At 71.9% G+C, this 23,409-nt stretch carries 25 protein-coding genes; 6 read left to right on the plus strand and 19 right to left on the minus strand.

Going from position 1 to position 23,409, the window contains the following annotated elements:
- Window positions 1-84 precede the first annotated feature (84 nt).
- Window positions 85-723: a transglycosylase family protein gene (locus tag AB0Q90_RS26420; protein ID WP_363164349.1), complete on the minus strand. Its 639-nt coding sequence runs from the start codon at window positions 721-723 to the stop codon at window positions 85-87.
- 538 nt (window positions 724-1,261) lie between these two features.
- On the opposite strand from AB0Q90_RS26420, the gene AB0Q90_RS26425 reads away from it, so the two are divergent.
- On the plus strand, window positions 1,262-2,044 hold the full coding sequence (locus tag AB0Q90_RS26425) for a hypothetical protein (protein WP_363164350.1): 783 nt from the start codon (window positions 1,262-1,264) through the stop codon (window positions 2,042-2,044).
- A gap of 71 nt (window positions 2,045-2,115) precedes the next feature.
- Window positions 2,116-2,433, plus strand: a complete 318-nt coding sequence (locus AB0Q90_RS26430; protein WP_363164351.1) for a hypothetical protein — start codon at window positions 2,116-2,118, stop codon at window positions 2,431-2,433.
- Between the two features lie 52 nt (window positions 2,434-2,485).
- Here AB0Q90_RS26430 and der read toward each other — a convergent pair whose 3' ends face one another.
- The 5 genes from der to aroH form a co-directional block, all read right to left on the minus strand.
- Window positions 2,486-3,964 carry a ribosome biogenesis GTPase Der gene (gene der, locus AB0Q90_RS26435; protein ID WP_363164352.1) on the minus strand — a complete coding sequence of 493 codons (1,479 nt, stop codon included), beginning with the start codon at window positions 3,962-3,964 and terminating at the stop codon, window positions 2,486-2,488.
- 76 nt (window positions 3,965-4,040) lie between these two features.
- Window positions 4,041-4,688, minus strand: coding sequence for a lysophospholipid acyltransferase family protein (locus AB0Q90_RS26440; protein WP_363164353.1), 648 nt, complete (start codon window positions 4,686-4,688; stop codon window positions 4,041-4,043).
- Window positions 4,685-5,371, minus strand: coding sequence for a (d)CMP kinase (cmk, locus tag AB0Q90_RS26445; protein WP_363164354.1), 687 nt, complete (start codon window positions 5,369-5,371; stop codon window positions 4,685-4,687). Before cmk ends, AB0Q90_RS26440 begins: the two co-directional genes overlap by 4 nt.
- An 86-nt stretch (window positions 5,372-5,457) precedes the next feature.
- On the minus strand, window positions 5,458-6,543 hold the full coding sequence (locus tag AB0Q90_RS26450; RefSeq protein ID WP_363164355.1) for a prephenate dehydrogenase: 1,086 nt from the start codon (window positions 6,541-6,543) through the stop codon (window positions 5,458-5,460).
- The gene (gene aroH, locus AB0Q90_RS26455; protein WP_363164356.1) at window positions 6,540-6,902 is read right to left on the minus strand and encodes a chorismate mutase; all 363 of its coding nucleotides are present in this window, start codon (window positions 6,900-6,902) and stop codon (window positions 6,540-6,542) included. The genes AB0Q90_RS26450 and aroH overlap by 4 nt, the downstream gene beginning before the upstream one ends.
- Window positions 6,903-7,151: 249 nt before the next feature.
- On the opposite strand from aroH, the gene AB0Q90_RS26460 reads away from it, so the two are divergent.
- The 4 genes from AB0Q90_RS26460 to AB0Q90_RS26475 are packed head-to-tail and all read left to right on the plus strand — an operon-like array spanning window position 7,152 to window position 9,587.
- Window positions 7,152-7,811, plus strand: coding sequence for a hypothetical protein (locus AB0Q90_RS26460; RefSeq protein WP_363164357.1), 660 nt, complete (start codon window positions 7,152-7,154; stop codon window positions 7,809-7,811).
- A 24-nt stretch (window positions 7,812-7,835) separates the two neighbouring features.
- Window positions 7,836-8,420: a DUF6529 family protein gene (locus AB0Q90_RS26465; RefSeq protein WP_363164358.1), complete on the plus strand. Its 585-nt coding sequence runs from the start codon at window positions 7,836-7,838 to the stop codon at window positions 8,418-8,420.
- Complete coding sequence (locus AB0Q90_RS26470) at window positions 8,417-8,821, plus strand: Rieske (2Fe-2S) protein (protein WP_363164359.1); 405 nt, start codon at window positions 8,417-8,419, stop codon at window positions 8,819-8,821. The genes AB0Q90_RS26465 and AB0Q90_RS26470 overlap by 4 nt, the downstream gene beginning before the upstream one ends.
- A 22-nt stretch (window positions 8,822-8,843) precedes the next feature.
- Complete coding sequence (locus tag AB0Q90_RS26475) at window positions 8,844-9,587, plus strand: nucleotidyltransferase domain-containing protein (protein ID WP_363164360.1); 744 nt, start codon at window positions 8,844-8,846, stop codon at window positions 9,585-9,587.
- Here the strand turns inward: AB0Q90_RS26475 and AB0Q90_RS26480 are convergent.
- The 13 genes from AB0Q90_RS26480 to AB0Q90_RS26540 form a co-directional block, all read right to left on the minus strand.
- Window positions 9,513-10,265, minus strand: a complete 753-nt coding sequence (locus tag AB0Q90_RS26480) for a nucleotidyltransferase domain-containing protein (protein ID WP_363164361.1) — start codon at window positions 10,263-10,265, stop codon at window positions 9,513-9,515. The genes AB0Q90_RS26475 and AB0Q90_RS26480 overlap by 75 nt on opposite strands.
- A 3-nt stretch (window positions 10,266-10,268) precedes the next feature.
- A complete protein-coding gene (locus tag AB0Q90_RS26485) occupies window positions 10,269-11,288 on the minus strand; it encodes an ADP-ribosylglycohydrolase family protein (protein ID WP_363164362.1) in 1,020 nt (339 codons plus the stop codon).
- Window positions 11,285-12,001, minus strand: a complete 717-nt coding sequence (locus AB0Q90_RS26490; RefSeq protein WP_363164363.1) for an NUDIX domain-containing protein — start codon at window positions 11,999-12,001, stop codon at window positions 11,285-11,287. The genes AB0Q90_RS26485 and AB0Q90_RS26490 overlap by 4 nt, the downstream gene beginning before the upstream one ends.
- A gap of 62 nt (window positions 12,002-12,063) precedes the next feature.
- Entirely contained in the window at window positions 12,064-13,473 is a 1,410-nt protein-coding gene (locus AB0Q90_RS26495) for an MFS transporter (RefSeq protein WP_363164364.1), read from the minus strand.
- 51 nt (window positions 13,474-13,524) lie between these two features.
- Window positions 13,525-14,070, minus strand: a complete 546-nt coding sequence (locus AB0Q90_RS26500; RefSeq protein ID WP_363164365.1) for a TIGR03086 family metal-binding protein — start codon at window positions 14,068-14,070, stop codon at window positions 13,525-13,527.
- Window positions 14,067-15,029 (minus strand): sigma-70 family RNA polymerase sigma factor, encoded by a 963-nt coding sequence (locus tag AB0Q90_RS26505; RefSeq protein WP_363164366.1) that lies wholly within the window; start codon window positions 15,027-15,029, stop codon window positions 14,067-14,069. The genes AB0Q90_RS26500 and AB0Q90_RS26505 overlap by 4 nt, the downstream gene beginning before the upstream one ends.
- Window positions 15,030-15,123: 94 nt before the next feature.
- The gene (locus AB0Q90_RS26510) at window positions 15,124-16,203 is read right to left on the minus strand and encodes a pseudouridine synthase (protein WP_363164367.1); all 1,080 of its coding nucleotides are present in this window, start codon (window positions 16,201-16,203) and stop codon (window positions 15,124-15,126) included.
- Entirely contained in the window at window positions 16,203-16,859 is a 657-nt protein-coding gene (scpB, locus tag AB0Q90_RS26515) for an SMC-Scp complex subunit ScpB (protein WP_363164368.1), read from the minus strand. Before scpB ends, AB0Q90_RS26510 begins: the two co-directional genes overlap by 1 nt.
- Window positions 16,856-17,806 (minus strand): segregation/condensation protein A, encoded by a 951-nt coding sequence (locus AB0Q90_RS26520; protein WP_363164369.1) that lies wholly within the window; start codon window positions 17,804-17,806, stop codon window positions 16,856-16,858. Before AB0Q90_RS26520 ends, scpB begins: the two co-directional genes overlap by 4 nt.
- A gap of 18 nt (window positions 17,807-17,824) precedes the next feature.
- Complete coding sequence (locus tag AB0Q90_RS26525) at window positions 17,825-18,385, minus strand: hypothetical protein (protein WP_363164370.1); 561 nt, start codon at window positions 18,383-18,385, stop codon at window positions 17,825-17,827.
- Window positions 18,370-19,545 (minus strand): ParA family protein, encoded by a 1,176-nt coding sequence (locus tag AB0Q90_RS26530; protein ID WP_363164371.1) that lies wholly within the window; start codon window positions 19,543-19,545, stop codon window positions 18,370-18,372. The genes AB0Q90_RS26525 and AB0Q90_RS26530 overlap by 16 nt, the downstream gene beginning before the upstream one ends.
- Before the next feature lie 370 nt (window positions 19,546-19,915).
- Window positions 19,916-21,040: an alanine dehydrogenase gene (gene ald, locus AB0Q90_RS26535; protein WP_363164372.1), complete on the minus strand. Its 1,125-nt coding sequence runs from the start codon at window positions 21,038-21,040 to the stop codon at window positions 19,916-19,918.
- Between the two features lie 171 nt (window positions 21,041-21,211).
- Entirely contained in the window at window positions 21,212-23,248 is a 2,037-nt protein-coding gene (locus AB0Q90_RS26540) for a tetratricopeptide repeat protein (protein WP_363164373.1), read from the minus strand.
- Between the last annotated feature and the right edge of the window lie 161 nt (window positions 23,249-23,409).

Here is a 23,409-nt window from a genome sequence, read left to right on the forward strand (position 1 = left end):
CTCGGCGCGTCGGTGCGCGGAGGGGCCCCACCCGGTCGGCGCACCGACGGGTGGGGCCCCGTGCCCGGCGAGGGGGAGCTGCACTCAGATTTCGAGGCGCTGACCGGGCACGATCAGGTCGGGATCACCGCCGATGGCGGCCTTGTTGGCGGCGTACAGGCGCTGCCAGGTGGTCCCGTGGCGTGCGGCGATGCCGCTGAGGGTGTCGCCCTGCCGGACGGTGTAGTCGCCGCGGGACGAGCCGCGGTCGGTGTGGCCCGAGGAGCGCTCCGGCGTCTTCGACGGAGTCGACGGGGCTGCCTTGGTTGTCGTCGAGCCGACTGCGGGAGCCGCGGCGGCGGGTGCGCTGCCGTAGGCCCCGGCACGCGCCGAGCAGGTGGGCCAGGCGCCCCAACCCTGGGCGCGCTGCACCTTGGTGGCCACAGCGATCTGCTGGGACTTGGAGGCCTGGTCGGCCGTGGGCGCGTAGGCGGTGCCGCCGTAGGCGCGCCAGGTGCTCGCGGAGAACTGGAGTCCTCCGTAGTAGCCGTTGCCGGTGTTGATGTGCCAGTTGCCGCCGCTCTCGCACTGGGCGATGCGGTCCCACACTCCGGAGTCCGCCGCCGCGGCGTTGCCGGTAGCGGCGAGCAGTCCGAGGGGGGCGAGCAGAGCCGCCCCGGCGAGAACCGCCGTGGTACGCGTCTTACGGGCGTTGTCGCGGGTGGTATCGGCACATTCGGACATGAAATTCCCTCCCGACTGACTCGGGATCCCCCAAGGCGGGCGCGCTCCGCGCACAGGGTCGCGGTGGTCGCGCTCGCCCCGTCCGCCGGAGGGGTGGTGCTGCGAGCTGGCTGTGGTGCGGCCGGCGGACGTACCCGAGCGGTGCTCGTTGCACACGGCCGAGGAATCTAGGGAGGGTCGGCGGCCGGTATCAACCAATTGCTTGTCATTCCAGGCCAGTTCGCCGTTACCTGGGGTATCGGCGATTTCCGGCCACCCACTTCATTCGCCGATTTCCTGATTTGTCGACCAGTGACTCCGGTGATCTGTGACCCACTTCACGGAACCAACTTCCTTGGACTGCCAAGGGCTTGACCATGAGTGCCCGATTCCGGGCCGGGTGTGACCGTCCGCTACGGATGGTTCGATTCCGTTCGCCGTGGTGCGTGACTCCCGCCACAGATCGCCCGTTGTCTTCTTCATGAGCCCGGGACCCGCCCGGTTCACGGGCCGGGAGCCACCCGGCCCCGCCACGCATCACATCCCCAGGGAGCCACCCGTGCCGCGCATGCTCGACGTCAGCGACGAGGTACGCGCCGAGATCGGCGACGAAGAAGCCGACCGGCTGCTCGCCGGAGAGAACGCCCCCGGCAGTTACGACTGCACGTCCTGCCGCACCCCGGGCGACTCCGAACAGGAGCGCACCAGCACCGTCCTGTTCATCGGCGACGAGACCGCCGTCCTCGCCTTCGCCCACGCCACCTGCCTTCCCTCGCAGGTCGTCCAGGTCACCGAGGAGCAGCTCCAGGGAGCGGTGAAGTCCATCACCGGCGACACGGTCGACCTGGAGCCCGACAAGGTCGTACCCGAGCAGGCGGTGCTCGGGGTGACCAGCGGACTCGTGCTGATCGCCGGGGAGTTGCACCCGGCGCTGGTCGTGGAGCCGACCGGACCCATCGTGCGGCCCGGCGCGACGGGGCTCGGCGACGACTTCCTGCCGCTGCTGATCGAGCAGGGGTTCATGCCGCTGACGGCGATCGAGTCGGTGCCGCCGGTGCTGCACGGGTGGTCGGTGCTGCTCGCCATGGGCCAGCTGCACGCGGTGCTCCAGCCCGGGACCAACGGCGGTCAGCCGGTGGCCTGGTGGCAGGCGCACCAGCCGCTCCAGGTCACGGAGGGGTGGCGGGCCGCCGCGAACAAGCACCAGCAGGTCCTGATGTTCGCGGCGCCGGTCGGGTCGATCGGGCGTCAGCCCCGGGAGGATCTGCTGCGGGACGCGCTGGACAAGGCGGCGGCCAACGGCAAGCTCGTCGCGTCCGCGCTGCCCCTCGCCGGGACCTGAGCGCCCCTGCGTGCCCCCGAACGCCCGCTGCCCAGCCGCATCCCTTCCCGTGAGCGGTCGTTTGGACATACGTGCACGCATACGATGTCTCTCCCTCGGCCACGCCGATCTACGACGCGCTCTACGCCGAGTACGTCAAGTCCTTCCGTACGCTGCCGGGCGACCGCAGCGGCGAGGAGGCGCTGGGGTTCACCGCCTTCGGGAACATCCCGCACAGTACTGGCTCGTACGGCGGGCATCGGCCGGGGTCCTTCAGCAGCTCGTACAGCGCCTACAGTGCCGGTGCCCACAGCGCCCGGCAGTCGCAGTGGCAGCGGGTCGGACACATCGGGCCGCAGGCGACGGGAACGCATCCGGCCCTTCAGCCGGTTCCCCGCAGAGGCATCTGAACGACGAAGAGGGCGGCCCCGGTTGGGGCCGCCCTCTTCATGCCGTACGCGTCTACTTCTTCTTGTTGCCGCGCTTCTCGCGCACCCGCACCGAGATGTGGATCGGCGTCCCGTCGAAGCCGAACTCCTCGCGCAGGCGGCGCTCGATGAAGCGCCGGTAGCCCGCCTCGATGAAGCCGGAGGCGAAGAGCACGAACCGCGGGGGCTTGGTGCCGGCCTGCGTGCCGAACAGGATGCGCGGCTGCTTGCCGCCCCGGATCGGGTGCGGGTGGGCGGCGACCAGCTCACCGAGGAAGGCGTTCAGGCGGCCCGTCGGGACGCGGGTCTCCCAGCCGGCCAGGGCGGTCTCGATCGCGGGGACCAGCTTCTCCATGTGGCGGCCGGTGCGCGCCGAGACGTTGACGCGCGGCGCCCACGCGATCTGACCGAGCTCGGTCTCGATCTCCCGCTCCAGGTAGTAGCGGCGCTCCTCGTCGAGGGTGTCCCACTTGTTGAACGCCAGGACCATCGCGCGCCCGGCCTCGACGGCCATCGTCACGATGCGCTGGTCCTGCACCGAGATGTTCTCGGAGGCGTCGATCAGGATGACGGCGACCTCGGCCTTCTCGACGGCCGCCGCCGTGCGCAGCGAGGCGTAGTAGTCGGCGCCCTGCTGCAGGTGGACGCGCTTGCGGATGCCCGCGGTGTCGACGAACTTCCAGGTGACGCCGCCGAGTTCGATCAGCTCGTCGACCGGGTCCCGGGTGGTGCCCGCGAGTTCGTTGACGACGACGCGCTCCTCGCCGGCCACCTTGTTCAGCAGCGAGGACTTGCCGACGTTCGGGCGCCCGATGAGGGCGATGCGCCGCGGTCCGCCGATCGCGGCGCCGAAGGTCTGCTCCGGGGCCTCCGGCAGCACCTCCAGGACGGCGTCCAGCATGTCGCCGGTGCCGCGGCCGTGCAGGGCGGAGACGGGGTGCGGCTCGCCGAGACCGAGGGACCAGAGGTACGCGGCGTCCGCTTCCCCACTCGGCCCGTCGACCTTGTTGGCGCACAGCACGACGGGCTTGCCGGCCTTGCGCAGCAGCCGTACGACGGCCTCGTCGGTGTCGGTCGCGCCCACCTTGGCGTCGACGACGAACACGACCGCGTCGGCGGCCTCGATCGCGTACTCGGCCTGCGCGGCCACGGAGGCGTCGATGCCGAGGACGTCCTGCTCCCAGCCGCCGGTGTCGACGACCTTGAAGCGGCGGCCCGCCCACTCGGCCTCGTAGGTCACCCGGTCACGGGTGACGCCGGGCTTGTCCTCGACGACGGCCTCGCGGCGTCCGATGATGCGGTTGACGAGCGTCGACTTGCCGACGTTCGGGCGGCCGACGACGGCGAGCACCGGGAGCGGACCGTGGCCCGCCGCCTCGATGGCACCCTCGACGTCCTCCAGGTCGAAGCCCTCTTCCGCGGCGAGCTCCATGAACTCCGCGTACTCGGCATCGCCAAGTGCTCCGTGGTCGTGCGCCTCGCCCGAGCCGTCGGAGTGGATCTGGTCGTTCATGAAGTCCGTACCTCGTTCAGTGTGGTGATCGGTGGACCGCCCGGTATCGCCGGTTTGATCCACTACTCAGTGTCGCTCAGCGCCCGGTCAGGCGCCTTGCGTTTTCCAGGTGTGCGGTGAGCTGCTTCTGGATGCGCTCGGTCGCCTCGTCCAGCGCCTTGCGCGTACGCCGCCCGCTGCCGTCGCCGGCCTCGAAGGGGTCGCCGAAGACGACGTCGACGCGGCTGCGCAGCGGAGGCAGCCCCTTTATCAACCGGCCGGGCTTCTCGGAGCTTCCCAGGACGGCGACCGGGACGACCGGCGCGCCGCTGCGCACCGCGAAGTAGGCGAGCCCGGCGCGCAGCGAGGCGAAGTCGCCCTCGCCGCGGGTGCCCTCCGGGAAGATGCCGAGCACGCCGCCGGCCGACAGGATGTCGAGCGCCCGCGTGATGGCCGTACGGTCGGCGACGGAGCGGTCCACCTTGACCTGACCGATGGCGGTCAGGAAGGGATCCAGCGGGCCGATGAACGCTTCCTTCTTGATCAGGAAGTGCGTCGGCCGGGGCGCGACGCCCATGACCATGGGGCCGTCGATGTTGTGCGAGTGGTTGACGGCGAGAATCACCGGACCGCTCGCGGGCACCCGCCAGGCGCCGAGCACGCGCGGCTTCCACAGCCCGTACATCAGGCCGACGCCGATGCGCCGCCCGACCTCGGCACCTCGCGCCGACGGCAGCTCGGTCACTTCCCCGCCCGCTTCTCCTCGACGAGGGTCACGACGCACTCGATGACCTGCGCCAGCGTGAGCTCGGTGGTGTCCACCTCGACGGCGTCGCCGGCCTTGGCCAGCGGCGAGGTCTTGCGGCTGGAGTCGGCCGCGTCCCGCTTGATGAGGGCCTCGCGGGTGGCGTGCACGTCGGCGCCCTTGAGCTCACCGCTGCGCCGGGCGGCGCGGGCCTCCGGGGAGGCGGTGAGGAAGATCTTCAGGTCGGCGTCGGGCAGCACGGTCGTACCGATGTCCCGGCCCTCGACGACGATGCCCCGCTCGGCGGCGGCCGCGATCGAGCGCTGGAGCTCGGTGATCCGGGTGCGCACCTCGGGCACCGCGCTGACCGCGCTCACCTTGGAGGTGACCTCCTGGGTGCGGATCGGGGCGGCCACATCGGTGCCGTCGACCGTGATCGTGGGCCCGGCCGGGTCGGTGCCGGAGATGATGTCCGGCTTGCCGGCCGCGGCGGCGATCGCGTGCGGGTCGTCGGTGTCGATGCCGTTGTTCACCATCCACCACGTGATCGCCCGGTACTGGGCGCCGGTGTCGAGGTAGCTCAGGCCGAGCTGCGCGGCCACGGCCTTCGACGTGCTCGACTTGCCCGTGCCGGAGGGGCCGTCGATGGCGACAATCACGGGCTGGGCGGCGCCGTTTTCCACGGGGGGACACCTTCCTGGTGCGGTGTGGTGGGTGTGCGGGACGCGAAAGCGCCCCGCACAAGGTTACTGGCTCGCCGGAGGCCTCCTTACTGGCGGATGGCCCAGCCCCGCTCCCGCAGCGCCGCCGACAGCACCGGAGCCGCCGACGGCTCCACCATCAGCTGCACCAGACCGGCCTGCTGCCCGGTGGCGTGCTCGATGCGTACGTCCTCGATGTTGACCCCGGCCCGGCCGGCGTCCGCGAAGATGCGGGCGAGCTGCCCCGGCTGGTCGTCGATGAGGACCGCAACGACCTCGTAGGCCCGCGGCGCGGACCCGTGCTTGCCGGGGACGCGGACCTGTCCGGCGTTGCCGCGCCGCAGGACGTCCTCGATGCCCACGGCGCCCTCGCGGCGCTTGTCCTCGTCGGAGGACTGCAGCGCGCGCAGGGCCTGCACGGTCTCGTCGAGGTCGGCGGAGACGTCCGCGAGGAGGTCGGCGACCGGCCCCGGGTTCGCGGAGAGGATGTCGATCCACATCCGGGGATCGGAGGCGGCGATCCGGGTCACATCACGGATGCCCTGCCCGCACAGCCGTACGGCGGCCTCCTCGGCGTGCTCCAGCCGGGCGGCGACCATGCTGGAGACCAGGTGCGGCATGTGGGAGACGAGCGCCACGGCGCGGTCGTGGGCGTCGGCGTCCATGACGACCGGGACGGCCCGGCAGTGCGAGACGAGCTCCAGGGCGAGGTTGAGGACCTCGGTGTCGGTGTCCCGGGTGGGGGTCAGCACCCAGGGGCGGCCCTCGAAGAGGTCGCCGCTCGCGGCCAGCGGGCCGGACTTCTCGCGGCCCGACATGGGGTGGGTGCCGATGTACGAGGTCAGGTCGAGGCCGAGCGCCTCCAGCTCGCGGCGCGGGCCGCCCTTGACGCTGGCCACGTCGATGTAGCCGCGGGCCACGCCGCGGCGCATGGCGTCGGCGAGGACCCCGGCCACATGGGCGGGCGGGGCGGCGATGATCGCAAGGTCGACGGGTCCGTCCGGGGCCTCGTCGGTGCCGGCGCCCAGGGCGGCCGCCGTACGGGCCTGCTCCGGGTCGTGGTCGGCGAGGTGGACGGTGACGCCGCGTCCCGCCAGGGCCAGGGCGGCGGAGGTGCCGATGAGACCGGTGCCGATGACGAGTGCGGTTCTCACTGGGCGATGTCCTTGCGCAGGGCGGCCGCGGCGCCGAGGTAGACGTGCGCGATGTCGGCACGCGGCCGGTCGGACTCGATGTGCGCGAGGACGCGGACCACGCGGGGCATGGCGCCGTCGATGTCCAGCTCCTGGGCGCAGATCAGGGGGACGTCGACGATGCCGAGCTTGCGGGCCGCGGCCGCCGGGAAGTCGCTGTGCAGATCGGGCGTGGCCGTGAACCAGACGCTGATCAGGTCGTCGGCGGTCAGGCCGTTCCGCTCCAGGATCGCGGTGAGCAGGGCCCCGACCTGCTCGTCCATGTGGCCGGCCTCGTCCCGCTCCAGTTGGACGGCCCCCCGGACCGCTCGTACCGCCACGGCGCTGCTCCTTGCTGATGTACGGATCGGCTCTACGACCGTCCAGCCTAGTCAGCCCGGGTGGGCGCAGGGCGCGGCGCCCGCCCGCTGAGACGGGCGCCGGGGTCAGGACCCTTGCCTGCCATGGTCACAATGTCGCCGGAATGTCCCCGTTCCGCTACTTGGGGGGAGAACACCCCCGTGCGCCTCTTTACGCCCGGCGCGGTGTCCGCTCTGATGGCAGGAAGCTCGCCTCGGGGGAGGCCGTTCATGAAGCGTCCTGGACCGCTGCTCACCCTTCTCGCCGGACTGGCGCTCGCCGTCCTCATGCTGTCGCTCAACGCGACGACGGGGACGAGGAGCACTTCCGCTCAGACCACGCAGGAGTCGCCGAAGCCGACGAGAACGCCCTCGACCCCGACGGTCACTCCGACCCCCACTCCGACTCCGTCGAAGACGCCCGTCCCGAACGCGAGTTACGCCGGCCGCACCGACGACGACTCCGCCGCCGTCGCCCTCACCCTGCGCGACGGCAGCGCGATCGCCTACTTCTGCGACGGGCGCACCCGGGAGTCCTGGCTGAAGGGCGATGTCGAGGACGACGGGACGATGCGGCTGACCGGCAAGGACGGCTCGGTGCTGAACGGCACGCTCAAGGAGGGCAGGCGGATCAGCGGCACGGTCGACGTCGACGGCGGGCACCACGCCTTCACCGCCGACAAGGCGAAGAAGCCGTCCGGGCTGTACCGGGCGACGGCCACCGTGCGCGGGGCGAAGGTCGACGGCGGCTGGATCGTGCTGCCGGGCGGCCGCCAGGTAGGCATCGTCACCCGCGACGGGACCCCCTCGTCCGCTCCCGCGATCGACCCGGAGACCGGCGCGGTGACGGTCGACGGACAGCAGCTCACGGCCCGTCCCGCAACCCCCTGATCCCCCTGCCCACGGGAGTCGATCATGACCGTCGACCCGAACGCCCTCACCCAGGACTTTCCCTCGCCCCGCCCCGCCCACGGCAGCCCGCACCCCGCCCGCTACCTGGTCCCGGCGCTCGTCGCGGGCGCGGTCGCAGTGGCCCTCGGCGTGTACGGCAAGGTCCACGACCCGGCGGGCACCGCCTTCAACCTCGCCGGCTTCAGCAGCACCCAGGCGGTCAAGTCCTGGCTGGCGACGGCCGCGATGGGCCTCGCCCTCGTCCAGCTCGTCTCGGCGCTGATGGTGTACGGGAAGCTGCCGGGCCCGAGCTGGTCGTCACCGCTGCACCGCTGGTCGGGCCGGGCCGCCTTCCTGGTGTCCGTGCCGGTCGCGGTGCACTGCCTGTACGCGCTGGGCTACCAGACGTACGACACGCGCGTTTTGTGGCACTCCCTCCTGGGTTGCTTCTTCTTCGGTGCATTCAGTGCCAAGATGCTGCTGCTCCGCTGGGAGCGGTTGCCCGGCTGGCTGCTGCCGATCGTCGGCGGGCTGGTCCTCACCGTTCTCACCGTCATCTGGCTGACCTCGGCCCTCTGGTTCTTCCGTACGTTCGGAGTGACGACATGACCAACCGTCCGACGCGACGCACCGTTCTCCTCGCGACCGGCGCGGTGGCGCTCGTAGCGGGTTGCAGCGAGTACGGCGACGACAACGGCGACTCGTCCTCGGACGCCTCCCCCGGCCAGGAGCTGGCCACCACGTCCGAGATCCCGGTCGGCGGGGGCACGATCTTCAAGGACGAGAAGGTCGTGGTGACGCAGCCGAAGGAGGGCGAGTTCAAGGCCTTCTCCGCCATCTGCACCCATCAGCAGTGCACGGTGGCCAACGTCGAGGGCGGCACCATCAACTGCACCTGCCACGGCAGCAAGTTCAACATCACGGACGGCTCGGTGGAGCACCCTCCGGCGCCGAAACCGCTGCCCGAGAAGAAGATCACCGTGGACGGAAATTCGATCCGCCTGGCGTGAGGCGCCACGTACGCTGCCGGGCATGCACCCCGAGGCCCTGGTACGCGACCACATGATCTACGCCTGCGTCATGGGTTCGCGTGCCTTCGGTCTGGCGACGGAGGGCAGCGACACCGACCGACGGGGCGTGTTCCTCGCGCCCACTCCCCTGTTCTGGCGCTTCGCGAAGCCGCCGACGCACGTCGATGGCCCGGCCGAGGAGCAGTTCAGCTGGGAGCTGGAGCGCTTCTGCGAGCTGGCGCTGCGCGCGAACCCCAACATCCTGGAGTGCCTGCACTCCCCCGTCGTGGAGCACATCGACGACACGGGCCGCGAACTGCTCGCCCTGCGCGGGGCGTTCCTGTCCCGGCAGGCCCACGACACGTTCGCGCGGTACGCGGTGGGCCAGCGCAAGAAGCTGGAGGCCGACGTCCGCAATCACGGCGCCCCGCGCTGGAAGCACGCGATGCACCTGCTGCGCCTGCTGATGAGCGCCCGCGATCTGCTGCGCACCGGCGAGCTCACGATCGACGTCGGCGACCAGCGGGAACCGCTCCTCGCGGTGAAGCGCGGCGAGGTCCCGTGGGCGGAGGTCGAGTCGTGGATGACCCGGCTGGCGGCGGAGGCGGAGAACGCCGCGCGGCGCAGCCCTCTCCCGGCCGAGCCGGACCGGCGGCGCGTCGAGGACTTCCTCGTCCGCGTCCGCCGTACCTCAGCGCTCCAGCCGGATCCGTACGACGAGGTCGTGCAGGGCGTCGTACCCGGCCGGGGCCTCGGGCAGGGCTGACGCGGCCTGCGCCTCGTCCAGCAGGCCGTGCAGCCGCTCCACGTCGGCCTCCACGCGCGCGTGGTCGACAGATGCCGGCCCGTGCTCCTGCTCGGCCTTGGCCGCGATCAGCTCCGGCAGGTAGGCGGGGGCGTCGGCCACCTCGCCGAGCAGCGTGGGCAGGTGGGCCTGCACCTCGCCGCTGCGCATCAGATGGATGCCGGTGAGCAGGACCCGGAAGGTGTAGAGCAGCGGCTTGAGTTCGCCCGTCTTCGCGAACAGCCGCCACTGGGTGTTGGCGAAACCGCGGTAGTGATGGGCGTGGTGGCCGGTGACGACGCCCGGCGCGAGCTCGGCCAGCTCCCGGTGCGCGTCGGTGGTGTGCACGACGAGCGGCGACAGCAGCTGCTCCAGGACATAGCCGTTGCGCCGCAGCATCAGCCGGACGAACTTGCGCAGGTCATGGGTGACCAGGTCCATCTCGACGCCGTCCCGGTCCCACATCCGGGACCGGGTCTCGTCCGGCTCGCGCAGTCCGACGAGGTCGGCCGCGGCCAGCAGGTGCACGCCGCGCAGGTCCACGTCCGAGTCGCGGGACGGAAAGCCGTACAGGTGGGCGCCGGAGACGGTCGCGAACAGCACCGGGTGGGGCTGTTCGGCGATCACCGGGGCGAGGTCGATGTCCAGGGCGTCGATCATCCGTCAAGCGTCCCAGAGCGCCCCGAGGGTGATCAGTTCGCCCCGGTACTCGATCCGGTCCGCCCACTCCCTGGGCCATGCATCGGCCCCGAGGTATGCCCCCGCGAAGGCGCCCGCCAGGCAGGCGATGGAGTCGGAGTCGCCGGACGAGCAGGCGGCCCGGCGCAGCGCCGTCACCGGCTCGTCGACGAAGAGCAGGAAGCACAGCAGCCCGGTCGCCAGGGCCTCCTCGGCGATCCAGCCCGCCCCGGTGGCCAGGCACGGGTCGGTCTCGACCGAGCCGGCCCGCACGGCCTCCTGGAGCCGCTCCAGGATCTCCAGGCACTCGTCCCACCCGCGCGCGATGAAGTGCTCGGGGCTCGGGTCCTGGCTGCGGGTCCACAGGTCGCCGAGCCAGGTGTGGTGGTAGCGGGTGCGGTTGTCGTAGGCGTAGGAGCGCAGCTGGCCGACGAGTCCGGTCGGCTCGGCGCCCTGCGCGAGCAGCCGCACGGCGTGCGCGGTCAGGTCGGAGGCGGCGAGTGCCGTGGGGTGCCCGTGGGTGAGCGCGGACTGCAACTGGGCGGCGCCCGCGCGCTGTTCGTCGCTCAGGCCGGGGGCGAGCCCGATGGGCGCGACGCGCATGTTGGCGCCGCAGCCCTTGGAGTGGATCTGGCTTGCGTCCTGCCAGGCCCGCTCCGGGTCCTCCAGCAGGTCACAGGCGTGCAGACAGGTGTGGCCGGGGGCCCGGTTGTTCTCCGGGGAACGATTCCACGCGATGAACTCCTGCCGCACGGGTCCGACCATGCCGGCAGGCCCGAGCACCCCCCGGTCCATCGCCGTCCGCAGCCCCCTGCCCAGCGCCAGCGTCATCTGTGTGTCGTCGGTGACGATGGCCGGCCGCGGCAGCCCCATCTCCCGCCACGGCCCGCACTTGGCGAGGATCGACGGCACGTCGTTGAACTCGGTGGGGAAACCGAAAGCGTCCCCCAGCGCAAGGCCCACCAGGGCCCCGGTGGCGGCGCGCTTCTTCACGAGGGTGGTCATGCGGAGGGTCCTTCCGGAGTCGGCCGGAGCAGCGGCGGGTGGAGGGCGGTGGCGGTGCCCGCGCGGTACAGCGCGGCGGGCTTGCCGCGGCCGCCGGTGAGCCGGGAGGCGCCGGGGACCGGCTCGACGAAGCCCGGCGTGGCGAGCACCTTGCGCCGGAAGTTGGGCCGGTCCAGGGCGGTGCCCCACACGGCCTCGTAGACCTGCTGGAGCTCGCCGAGCGTGAATTCGGGCGGGCAGAAGGAGGTGGCGAGGCAGGTGTACTCAAGCTTGGCGCCGACGCGGTCGTGGGCGTCGGCGAGGATCCGGTCGTGGTCGAAGGCGAGCGGCCCGACCGTGTCGTACGGCACCCAGCGGGCCTGCGCCGCGTCGCTGCCGCCGTGTGCCTCGGGCGCGTCGGGCAGCAGCGCGGCGAACGCGACGGAGACGACCCGCATCCGGGGGTCGCGGTCGGGTTCGCTGTAGGTCCGCAGCTGCTCCAGGTGCAGTCCGGAGACGTCCGCCAGGCCGGTCTCCTCGGCGAGTTCGCGCCGGGCCGCCCTCTCCGCGGACTCGTCCGGCTGCACGAAGCCGCCGGGCAGCGCCCAGTGACCGGCGTACGGCTCCTGCCCGCGCTCGACGAGCAATACGTGCAGGGCGCCGGAGCGCAGGGTGAGGACCGCGAGGTCGACGGTGACGGCGAAGGGCTCGTAGGCGTACTTGTCGTAGTCCACGGCCACCCCCTTAATAGTCACTGCGACTATAAAGAGGGCGGCCGTGCGATGGCAACCCCCGGCTAGCGACGGGACGGCGCGAACAGCGACACCGCCGCCCCGGCCGCCGCCGCGCCCGCCGACACCCAGAGCGCGGGCCCGACCCCGTCCAGGAACTCGCCCGGTGAGCCGTATCCCCCGTACGTCGTGAACACCGCCGCCGCGGCCGCGACGCCGAAGACCCCGCCCAGCTCCCGCAGCGCGTTGTTGACGCCGGCCGCGACGCCCGCCTCGCCGAGCGGCACCGACGCGGTGACGGCGTTCGCGACGCTCGGGAACACCATGGAGATGCCGACGCCCGCGATGATCAGCGGGACGACGAGGCCGCCGTAGCCGACGCCCGGCTCGACCTGCCAGGCCAGCAGGGCGAGGCCGGTCGCCTGGAGGGCGAGGCCGGTCAGCATGAACGGCCGGGTGCCGAACCGGTCCGCGAGGGCGCCCGCGATGGGGGCGACCACCAGCGGCATGGCGTTCCAGACGAGGATCCGCACCCCGGCCTCCAGCGGCGAGTAGCCGAGGCCGTACTGGAAGAGCTGCGTGATCATGAACAAGGCGCCCAGCAGGGAGGCGAAGAGGAGGAAGGCGGCGGCGTTGGCGGTGGAGAAGCCGCGGCTGCGGAAGTGGCCCAGCGGCAGCATCGGATGGCGGGCGCCCTTGTGCTCCCACCGCAGGAAGGCCGCCACGAACACGATCCCGACGCCCAGGGCGGTCAGCACCTCGGCGCTGCCCCAGCCCGCCTCGGGTGCCCGCACCGGCGCCCAGGCCAGACCGGTCAGTCCGACGGCCGCCAGCACCAGCCCCACGATGTCGAGCTGGGGCCGGGTGCCGTAGCTCTCCTGGAGTTTCCTGGCGGCGAACGGCAGCATCGCGAGCCCGATGGGCACGTTCAGCCAGAAGATCCACTGCCAGGACAGTCCCTCGGTGACGGCCCCGCCCAGCACCGGCCCGGCCGCCACACCGAGGCCGGTCACCCCGCCCCACACCCCGATCGCCACGCCCCGCTTCTCCGCCGGGAAGGCCTCGCTGATGAGGGTCAGGGTGAGCGGCAGCAGTACGGCGGCCCCCGCGCCCTGGAGCACCCGCGCGCCGATCAGCTGGTCCGAGCCGCCCGCCAGGGCCGCGGCGGCGGAGGCCAGCGTGAACACGGCGAGCCCGACGACGTACATGCGCCGCCGCCCGAACCGGTCGCCGAGCGCCGCACCGGTCAGGGTGAGACAGGCGAACGCCAGGTTGTAGGCGTTCACGGTCCACTCCAGCTCGGCCAGACTCGCCCCGAAGTCGGCCTGCAGCGCGGGCAGCGCGGTGGCGACGACCACGATGTCCAGGGAGCACAGCAGCGCCCCGAGCCCGGCGAGGATCACCGTCCACGCGCGCGATGGTGGCGCCTTCTGGGCGGGCCGGGTACTGAGGGGGCCTTCGAGGGTCTCGGTCATGTCCGTGCCTTCCGTGAGTTCTTGAGGTCACTCACGGAAGGCAGACCGGCCTCACCCGGGAAAGGAATCGCGGCGCCCGAGGAAGCCCAGGAGCCGGGTGTCCGGCAGGGCGCCGACCGGCACCGGGACCTGCGCGGCGAACCGCACGCCCCGGTCCTCCTCCGCCACCAGGCACCGCGCCACTCGCAGCAGCTCGGCGGCCAGGGAGGCGGGGATGGGCCGGGGCCGCCCGCAGGCCTGCGCCACGTCCCAGCCGTGCACGGCGAGCTCCACGGCCCCGGCGGCCGCCACGATCCGTACGTCCAGCGGCCGCCCGCCCACCCGGACCAGCTCCGGCGGTCCGGCCGCCCAGGCGCCGAGCACCGCACACGCGCGCGTACGGAAGCGGCAGGCCCGGTCCTCCCGGGGGACCAGCCCGATCCGGCCGCCCGTCAGGCCCTCGTACAGCGCGTCCAGGGAGTCGTCGAGATGCCCGAGCAGCTCCTGAAGGTCCCAGCCGGCACACGGCGTGCCCCGGTGCAGGCTCCCGGCCCCGACCTCGGCGACGCTGCCCAGGGCGTAGGCGAGCGACCGCTCCAGCAGCTCCCCGCCGCTCATGACAGCACCGCGGGCAGCCCGAACCGGTCGAACTCCCGCTGATCGAGGAAGGCGGTGATCCGGGCCACCGCGCCCTCCTCGACGGTGAGCACCTGGAGCGAGTGCGCCCTGAGGACGCCGTCCGTCCCGCGCACGTACATCGCGGCGGCGGGCTGCCCGTTCGCGCGCGTGGGCAGCATCCGCAGGGTGCCCTTGTCGTGGACGCGGGCCGCCAGGAAGCGCAGCACGTCCTTCGCGCCGCGGAACCACTCCAGGTGCGGCGGCATCTCCAGCTCCACGCCGTCCCGCAACAGGGCGAGCAGCGCGTCCATGTCGGCGTTCTCGAAGGCGGCCATGTACCGGTCGAGCACCTCGCGGTCGGCGGCGCCGTCCGGTTCGACGACGAGGTCCTCCTCCGGGGCCACCTCCTCCAGCCGGGCACGCGCGCGTTGCAGGGTGCTCTTCACCGCCGCCGTCGAGGTCCCGAGCAGCCCGGCGACCTCGGAGGCCCGCCAGGCCAGCACGTCCCGCAGGACGAACACCGCCCGCTGCCGCGCGGGCAGGTGCTGGAGCGTGGCGACGAGCGCCAGCCGCAGACTCCCCCGGGCGGCCACGACCGAGGCGGGGTCCACCAGCGAGTCGGGCAGCGGCTGGAGCCACGGAACATCCGTCGCAGGGGGCCTCAGCGGCTCCTCAGGCGCCTGGGAGGGCGCCCCGAGCCCGGCGGGCAGCGGACGCCGCGCGCGGCCCTCCAGCGCCGTCAGACACGTGTTGGTGGCGATCCTGTGCAGCCAGGTCCGCAGCGAGGCGCGGCCCTCGTAGCCGTCGTAGGACCGCCAGGCCCGCAGATACGTCTCCTGCACCAGGTCCTCGGCCTCGTCCACCGAGCCCAGCATCCGGTAGCAGTGCGCCAGCAGTTCCCGCCGGTACGGATCCGTCAGCCGTACGAACTCCTCGCGGTCCGTCGTCGTCGCAGCCATCCCGCTCCCTCCGTCAGGGATACAGACCGGCGCGGGGGCGAAAACGAATCGGCCGGCCCCGGAGAAATCCCGGGACCGGCCGACAGGAGGCTTCCTAGAGGTCGACTTCCTTCATCAGCATCCCGACCTCGGTGTTCGACAGCCGGCGCAGCCAGCCCGACTTCTGGTCGCCCAGGGTGATCGGCCCGAAGGAGGTGCGCACCAGCTTCTCGACGGGGAAGCCGGCCTCCGCCAGCATCCGGCGCACGATGTGCTTGCGGCCCTCGTGCAGGGTGACCTCGACGAGGTAGTTCTTGCCGGTCTGCTCCACCACCCGGAAGTGGTCCGCGCGCGCGTAGCCGTCCTCCAGCTGGATGCCGTCCTTGAGCTGCTTGCCCAGGTCGCGCGGGATCGGGCCGACGATGGCCGCGAGGTAGGTCTTCTTCACGCCGTACTTGGGGTGGGTCAGCCGGTGGGCCAGCTCGCCGTGGTTGGTGAGCAGGATGACGCCCTCGGTCTCGGTGTCGAGCCGGCCGACGTGGAAGAGCCGCGTCTCACGGTTGGTGACGTAGTCGCCGAGGCACTGGCGTCCCTCCGGGTCCTCCATCGTGGAGACGACACCGGCGGGCTTGTTCAGCGAGAAGAACTGGTACGACTGCGTCGCGACCGTCAGGCCGTCGACCTTGACCTCGTCCTTCTCCGGGTCGACCCGCTTGCCCTGCTCCAGGACGATCTCGCCGTTGACCTCGACCCGCGCCTGCTCGATCAGCTCCTCGCAGGCACGCCGGGAGCCGTAGCCCGCGCGCGCGAGGACCTTCTGCAGCCGCTCGCCCTCCTGCTCGGCGCCCGGGAAGGTCTTGGGCAGCTTGATGTCCTTCTTGCCGGCGTAGCGCTCTCGGTTGCGCTCCTCCGCGCGGGTCTCGTACTCACGGGACTGGGCCGGTGCCGTACGGCCGCGCTGCGGCTGGGGCTTCTTCGGCCCGCCCTTGGCGCCACCGCGCGCCGCGCCGCCGCGCCCGGACTTCGGGCCGTCCGGGGACGCGCCGGGGCCCACGTCGTAGCGGCGCTCCTCGGGGCGGGGCTTGCGGGGACGGCCGCCCTGGCCGCCCTGCTTCTGGTCCCGGTTGTTGCCGGCCCCGCGGTAGTTACCGCGCCCGCCGGTGCCGCCACTCTTGCCGCTGCCGCTGCTTCGCATCAAAGTTCCGTCGTCGTCGTGTTCGTCGTGGGACCGTCGTCCGGATCCGGAGCGTCCGGATCGAACGACGGTACGGCTTCCTGGGTCTCGGCCTCGATCGCCTCCGCCTCCGGGAGGAAGGGCGCGAGCTCCGGGAGCTCGTCCAGGCCGCGCAGGCCCATCCGCTCCAGGAAGTAGTTCGTCGTCGTGTACAGGATCGCACCTGTTTCGGGTTCCGTGCCCGCCTCCTGGACCAGACCCCGCTGGAGCAGGGTGCGCATGACCCCGTCGCAGTTGACTCCGCGCACCGCGGAGACCCGGCTGCGGCTGACCGGCTGGCGGTACGCGACGACCGCCAGCGTCTCCAGCGCGGCCTGGGTGAGCCGGGCCTGCTGGCCGTCCAGGACGAAGCCCTCGACGGCGGCCGCGTACTCGGGCCGGGAGTAGAAGCGCCAGCCGCCCGCGACCATCCGCAGCTCGAAGCCGCGCCCCTGGACGGTGTACTCGTCGGCCAGCGCGCGCAGCGCGTCCGAGATCTGCCGCCGGGGCCGCTGGAGGATCTTGGCGAGGTGTTCCTCGGTCGCGGGCTCGTCCACGACCATCAGGACGGCCTCCAGGGCCGGCTTGAGGTCGAGGCCGTCGACGGTGCGCAGTCCGCTGATCTCCTCGTCGCTCACGACTTCTCCTCCTTGGGCTCCTCTGACGGCCGGTCGAACTCGTCGGTGACCGTCGGTGTCGCGTCCCCGTCTCCGCCGGTCCAGCGCACGACCAGCTCGCCGAGGGCGGTCTCCTGGTCGAGGGCGACGGCCTTCTCGCGGTACAGCTCCAGCAGGGCCAGGAACCGCGCCACCACGGTGAGGGTGTCGTCGGTGTCCTCGACCAGCGCCCGGAAGCTGGCCTCGCCCAGCTCCCTGAGCCGCGCGACCACGATCCCGGCCTGCTCCTGCACGCTGACCAGCGGCGCGTGGATGTGGTCGACGTACACCTGCGGCTTGGGCCTGGGTTGCATCGCCTTCACGGCGAGCCTGGCGAATCCTTCCGCCCCGATGCTGATGACCACTTCGGGCAGCAGCTCGGCGTGGTGCGGTTCGAGCCCCACGGTACGGGGGTAGCGGCGGGCCTCCTCGTCGAGTCGGCCGCTGAAGATGTCGGCGATCTGTTTGTACGCGCGGTACTGCAGCAGCCGCGCGAAGAGCAGGTCCCGGGCCTCCAGCAGTGCCAGGTCGGCCTCGTCCTCCACCTCGGCGGCGGGCAGCAGCCGCGCCGCCTTGAGGTCCAGCAGGGTCGCCGCGACCACCAGGAACTCGGTCGTCTCGTCCAGGTCCCAGTCCGGCCCCAGCGCCCTGATGTACGCCATGAACTCGTCGGTCACCTTGGACAGCGCGACCTCGGTGACGTCCAGCTTGTGCTTGGAGATCAGCTGGAGGAGCAGGTCGAAGGGGCCTTCGAAGTTGGCGAGACGGACCTTGAAGACACCGTCGTCCCCGGCAGCGACCTCCTCGGTGGCCGCCTCCTCAGTGGCGACAGGGGCAGCGGGCTCCGGTTCGGGCTCGGGATCGGGCGTCGCCCCCGGCCCGCGCCCCAGCGCACGCCGACGGCCACGGGAAACGTCGTTCGAGGTCATAGCCCTGGCAGGCTACCGCTACCGCCCGCGAAGCCGTCGTACGAGGATGCTGGCGTCCCCGCGGGTCTCCAGATCGGCGAGCACCACCGCGACCGCCTCCCGGACGATCCGCCCGCGGTCGACGGCCAGTCCGTGCTCGCCCCGGAGCACCAGCCGCGCGTGCTCCAGATCCATCAGCTCCTCGGCGGAGACATACACGGTGATCTTCTCGTCGTGCCGCTCACGCCCGCTGGGCCGCCGTGCGGCCGCCCGCCCCCGCTTGCGGGAGGCCGCGGAACCTTCCTGCGCTCCCTGACGCCGCCCGGCGCCCGAGCGCTCCCCGGCGGCGGACCGGCTGCGGGACTCCCCGTCGTCGGCCGCCTCCGGCTCCGCGGCCACATGCTCGGCCCCGTCGCCGTCACCGCCCTGCGCGGGCACCGACGGCGGCGCGTCCTCCGCGGCGGCGTCGCTCTCCCCCGCGGGGGCCGGCACCCGGGCCTCGCCGTTGGCCGGGCGCCGGGGAGTGGACGGCTGGAGCGCCATTCCCCCTGTCGTACGGAACAGTTCGTCGGCCCCCGGCAGACTCACTCGGCGTGACACCGGGCGAGCACCTCCCTGGCGAGCTGGCGGTAGGCGGCGGCACCGACGGAGTTGGAGGCGTACGTGGTGATCGGCTCACCGGCGACCGTGGTCTCCGGGAAGCGGACCGTGCGCCCGATGACCGTGTGGTAGACGTGGTCGTCGAACGCCTCGACGACACGCGCGAGCACCTCACGGCTGTGGACGGTGCGCGAGTCGTACATCGTGGCGAGGATCCCGTCGAGCTCCAGGTCGGGGTTGAGCCGCTCCTGGACCTTCTCGATGGTCTCCGTCAGCAGGGCGACACCGCGCAGCGCGAAGAACTCGCACTCCAACGGCACGATCACCTTGTGAGCCGCCGTGAGGGCGTTCACGGTGAGCAGACCGAGCGAGGGCTGACAGTCGATCACGATGTAGTCGTAGTCGGGCATCAGCGGCTTGAGCGCCCGCTGAAGCGTCGACTCACGGGCCACCTCGGAGACGAGCTGGACCTCTGCCGCCGACAAGTCGATATTGCTGGGCAGCAGGTCCATGTTCGGGACCGCGGTCTTCAGCAGGACCTCGTCGGCCGACATGCCCCGCTCCATGAGCAGGTTGTAGACGGTGAGGTCGAGCTCCATCGGGTTGACGCCGAGTCCGACCGACAGCGCGCCCTGCGGGTCGAAGTCGACGAGCAGCACCCGGCGCCCGTACTCCGCGAGCGCGGCACCCAGGTTGATGGTCGACGTCGTCTTGCCGACGCCACCCTTCTGGTTGCACATCGCGATGATCTTCGCGGGACCGTGGTCGGTCAGCGGGCCGGGAATCGGGAAGTACGGCAGCGGACGCCCGGTCGGGCCGACGCGCTCACGGCGCTGGCGGGCAGCGTCAGGCGCGAGCGTGGCCGCGTACTCGGGGTCGGGCTCGTACTCCGCGTCGGGATCGTAGAAGTGCCCGTCGGGCAGTTCGTCGTAGTCGGCGAAGTGGTTGTGGGGCGCGCCACTTCCGTCGCCGGCCATGGCGTTCACGTGATGGCCATCCATGCTCTGGTGTGCTGGGCGAGTCAGTTCTGAGGTGTGACTCTGGTGGGCTGCGAAGGTGCGCACCGCAACGGAGCCGACAGCCTCGAACCCCGCGGGAACCTGACCCCGCGCAGGGCTTCCTGGTTGACCACCCCCGGGAGAAAATGTCGACTCATTCACAAGTCGTCTTACCTCCTTGGTGACCAGGAAACTTCTAGACAGGTCAGCGTGGCACCATGCCGACGGTTGGCGACTCTATGGCGTGTCGGCGGTCCGCAGCAACACAATCCGCCGGACCCGGCAGGATGTGTCGGCAATGAAACATCCCTCTGTCAAGGGCGTACGGCCGTCGCACGGTAGGTTTCACCGGTGTGCGAATCGGTCGAAGAGTTACGTTCGAGGCGAGTTGACCGAGCGTCGCAAAGTGACCATACACACATCCGGCCGGACCTTGTCGGGCAAGGTCCGGCCGGGTGGGCGACGTTGACGATCCGTGTTGACGTATCGCCTTTACGAAAAGGTGACTTAGTCGCGAGCCGCGTCGGACGGCTCAGCCGAGGAGTGACTCCAGCTCCACGTGCTCCAGGCCGTGGGCCTCGGCGACCTCGCGGTAAACGACCTTGCCGTCATGGGTGTTGAGGCCCTTGGCGAGCGCCGGGTCGCGGCGCAGGGCCTCCACCCAGCCGCGGTTGGCGAGCTCGACGATGTACGGCAGCGTCGCGTTGGTGAGCGCGTAGGTGGAGGTGTTGGGCACCGCGCCCGGCATGTTGGCGACGCAGTAGAAGACCGACTCGTGGACCTTGAAGGTCGGCTCGGCGTGCGTGGTGGGACGCGAGTCCTCGAAGCAGCCGCCCTGGTCGATCGCGATGTCGACAAGGACACTTCCGGGCTTCATCCGCGCCACGAGCTCGTTGGTGACCAGCTTCGGGGCCTTGGCGCCCGGGATGAGCACCGCGCCGATGACGAGGTCGGCGTCGAGGACGGCCTTCTCCAGCTCGAAGGAGTTGGACATGATCGCCCGGACCTTGGTGCCGAAGACCTTGTCGGCCTCGCGCAGCTTGTTGATGTCGCGGTCCAGCAGCGTGACGTGGAAGCCCATGCCGACGGCGATCTGCGTGGCGTTCCAGCCGGAGACGCCACCGCCGATGACGACGGCCTTCGCGGGCTGGGTGCCGGGGACGCCGCCGGGGAGCACACCGCGGCCGCCGGCCGAGCGCATCAGGTGGTAGGCGCCGACCTGCGGGGCCAGCCGGCCCGCGACCTCGGACATCGGGGCGAGCAGCGGCAGCGCGCGGTTCGGCAGCTCGACGGTCTCGTAGGCGATCGCCGTGGTGCCGGAGTCGATGAGCGCGTCCGTGCACTCCTTGGAGGCGGCCAGGTGCAGGTAGGTGAAGAGGGTCTGGTCCTTGCGGAGGCGGTGGTACTCCTCGGCAATGGGCTCCTTGACCTTCAGCAGCAGGTCGGCGGTGGCCCACACCTCGTCGGCGGTCTCCAGGATCTGGGCACCGGCGGCGACGTACTCGTCGTCCGTGATCGAGGAGCCGACGCCGGCATTGCGCTCGATGACGACCTGGTGGCCGTTGCGCACGAGCTCGTGCACGCCGGCGGGGGTGATGGCCACCCGGAACTCGTTGTTCTTGACCTCGCGGGGAATGCCGACCTTCACGTCGATCACGGTCCTTGGCTCAGGGGGTGTGGGCATTACAAGACATACCCGAGCATGCAGGGGCACACCGGGAGACACCGCAGGAGAAGGTGCGGCAGAGCCAGTCTAATGAAGGTGTTCCCGCTGTCTAGCCTTTCATTGCACCAATCTTCAGCTGATGCACTACGGATTTCGCAGGCGTTAGCGCTCTGTATCGCCGGCATCGCCGGGATCAGGCTCCGCATCACCCTCCGGGAGCTCCTCCCCCAGCATGCGCTCGGCCGCCCCGCGTTGCAGTCGAGCCCCGGCGGAGTCGCCGAGATGCTCCAGGGTGTCGGCGAGCCGCAGATGCAGCGCGGCCTGCAGCCGTGCGTCCTCGGCGCGGCGTGCCCACTCCACCGCCTCCTGGCAGGTGCGCAGCGACTCCTCGGGCCGGCCCGCGTACTCCTGGACCCGCGCCAGCTCGCTCAACGCCCGTGCCTGGGCGGCGACATCACCGCTCTTGCGGTGCCCGGCGACCGCGGCACGCCAGCCCCGCTGCGCCTCGCCGTACCGGCCCGCGAAGGTGTGGGCCGCGGCGATACGGCCGTAGAGCCGGGCGGCGTCCGCGCGCTCGTCCCGGGCCAGCCGCTGGGCGAGGGCCCGGCCGAACCAGTCGGCGGCCCGGTCGTAGTCCCCCAGCTCCAGATGCGCGCCACCTACGGATTCCATCGCGCGACCGGTCGCATACGGGTCGTTCGCCGCCCGTCCGGCGTCCAGTGCGGCCCGGTAGCGCGCCAGCGCCTCCCGCGTCCGCCCGGTCCGGGCGTCGAGGTCGCCCAGGTTCAGCAGGGCCGCGGCCTGCTCCCGGGGCAGGTCACGGCGCTCGGCCACGTCCAGGACGAGCCGGTGGATGCCGTACAGGTCGGGCGCGGCCGCCTGGGTGCCGACATGGGCGACCATGGCCCGCACCAGCTGGGACATCAGCCGTCGGGCCAGGGTGTCCAGCTCCCCGTCGGCGACGGCGAGCCGGGCCGCGGCGAGCAGGGCGGGCCTGCGGATCTCCAGCCAGTCCGCCGCGGCCCGCGGGCTGGGGAAGCGCAGGGAGCGCGGCATACCGAGGAGCTTCTCGCGCGCCTGCGGGCTGTCGGTCTCGGTGATCGCCCGGCACGACTGGAGCAGCCGCACGGTCCGCTCCAGCATCCGGGCGCGGGCCAGCTGGAGCTCGGCCGGGCGGTCCTGGCTCTCGGCGAGCGCCTTGAGCAGGGGGTGCAGACAGCCGGGGACCTCGTACTGCGGCAGCGGCGAGTCCACCGCCCGCAGCAGGCCCAGGGCGACGAAGTCGTCCAGAGTGGTGCGGGCGCCGCTGACCGAGCAGCCGGCCAGCGCGGAGGCGGTGTGCGGGTCGACCAGGCCGGCCGGGGCCAGGCTGAGCAGTCGCAGTATCCGGGCGGCCGGCGCGGGCAGTGCGGCGTAGGCGAGACGGAAGATCCGGGGCAGCGGTGCGCCCGTGGTGTCCTCGTCGAGCTCGGCGTGCAGATGCTTGGCAAGATCGGCGACGGCGGCCTTGGGGCGGGCGGCGAGCCAGCCGCCGGCCACCATCAGCGCGGCGGGCTGCGCCTGGCACTCCTCGACGAGTCCCTCGGCGGCGCGGGGGTCGACGGTGATCCGCACCGAGCCGGCGTGCCGCGACAGCAGCTCCACCGCCGACTTGGTGTCGAGCCCGCCGAGCGTGCACGGGCGGACGTCCGCGATCCCGGTCAGCGGCCCCGAGGAGACGGCGACGACCAGACAGTCCGGGGTGTCCGGCAGCAGGGCGTCGACCTGCTCGGCGTCGGCCGCGTCGTCGAGCAGCAACAGGAACTTCCGGTCGGCGAGCGCCTCGCGCAGCGCCGCCGTGAGGTCCTCCTCGGCGGCACCGGCCGAAATCGGCCGGTCCAGGGCGGCGAGCAGCTCGCGGGCGACGCGCTCCACGGGGACGGGCGTGCCGTCCGGCTCGCTCAGCCGGGCGCGCAGCACGCCGTCGTCGTAACGGTCCGCGACCTGTCGTACGAGTTCCTCGGCGAGCGCCGTACGGCCCGAGCCGGGCCTGCCCGCGATGAGCAGCACGCGCGCGCGGGGGGCCTTCTTCCCGGAGAGGGTGTCCAGACCCGCCCGCTCGATGTCGGCGAGCAGCTCCTTCAACTCCCGTGTCCGCCCCAGGAAATGGCCCTCGGCCGACAGCTGCACGCCGCCTGTGTCCACCACCTGATCCGTCACGGGCCACACTCCCGTCCCACCGCACGCGCAGAGCCCGCCGGGACTCCGGTTCGGGCGTTTCCAGAGCCTAGTTCACGCTCTGCTACGTACCGGGAGGAGCACGGCGAACAGGTCCCCTGATCGGATCAAAGGATCGTAGGACCGACGGCGGCGCGGGGAAC

This window comes from Streptomyces sp. NPDC079141 (assembly GCF_040686775.1).
GTDB lineage: Bacteria > Actinomycetota > Actinomycetes > Streptomycetales > Streptomycetaceae > Streptomyces.

Coding starts and splice junctions, on each gene's coding strand:
- AB0Q90_RS26420 (WP_363164349.1), bottom strand. CDS start 723: ATGTCCGAATGTGCCGATACCACCCGCGACAACGCCCGTAAGACGCGT.
- der (WP_363164352.1), bottom strand. CDS start 3,964: ATGAACGACCAGATCCACTCCGACGGCTCGGGCGAGGCGCACGACCAC.
- AB0Q90_RS26460 (WP_363164357.1), top strand. CDS start 7,152: ATGAAGCGTCCTGGACCGCTGCTCACCCTTCTCGCCGGACTGGCGCTC.
- AB0Q90_RS26465 (WP_363164358.1), top strand. CDS start 7,836: ATGACCGTCGACCCGAACGCCCTCACCCAGGACTTTCCCTCGCCCCGC.
- AB0Q90_RS26470 (WP_363164359.1), top strand. CDS start 8,417: ATGACCAACCGTCCGACGCGACGCACCGTTCTCCTCGCGACCGGCGCG.
- AB0Q90_RS26475 (WP_363164360.1), top strand. CDS start 8,844: ATGCACCCCGAGGCCCTGGTACGCGACCACATGATCTACGCCTGCGTC.
- AB0Q90_RS26480 (WP_363164361.1), bottom strand. CDS start 10,265: ATGATCGACGCCCTGGACATCGACCTCGCCCCGGTGATCGCCGAACAG.
- AB0Q90_RS26485 (WP_363164362.1), bottom strand. CDS start 11,288: ATGACCACCCTCGTGAAGAAGCGCGCCGCCACCGGGGCCCTGGTGGGC.
- AB0Q90_RS26495 (WP_363164364.1), bottom strand. CDS start 13,473: ATGACCGAGACCCTCGAAGGCCCCCTCAGTACCCGGCCCGCCCAGAAG.
- AB0Q90_RS26500 (WP_363164365.1), bottom strand. CDS start 14,070: ATGAGCGGCGGGGAGCTGCTGGAGCGGTCGCTCGCCTACGCCCTGGGC.
- AB0Q90_RS26505 (WP_363164366.1), bottom strand. CDS start 15,029: ATGGCTGCGACGACGACGGACCGCGAGGAGTTCGTACGGCTGACGGAT.
- AB0Q90_RS26510 (WP_363164367.1), bottom strand. CDS start 16,203: ATGCGAAGCAGCGGCAGCGGCAAGAGTGGCGGCACCGGCGGGCGCGGT.
- AB0Q90_RS26520 (WP_363164369.1), bottom strand. CDS start 17,806: ATGACCTCGAACGACGTTTCCCGTGGCCGTCGGCGTGCGCTGGGGCGC.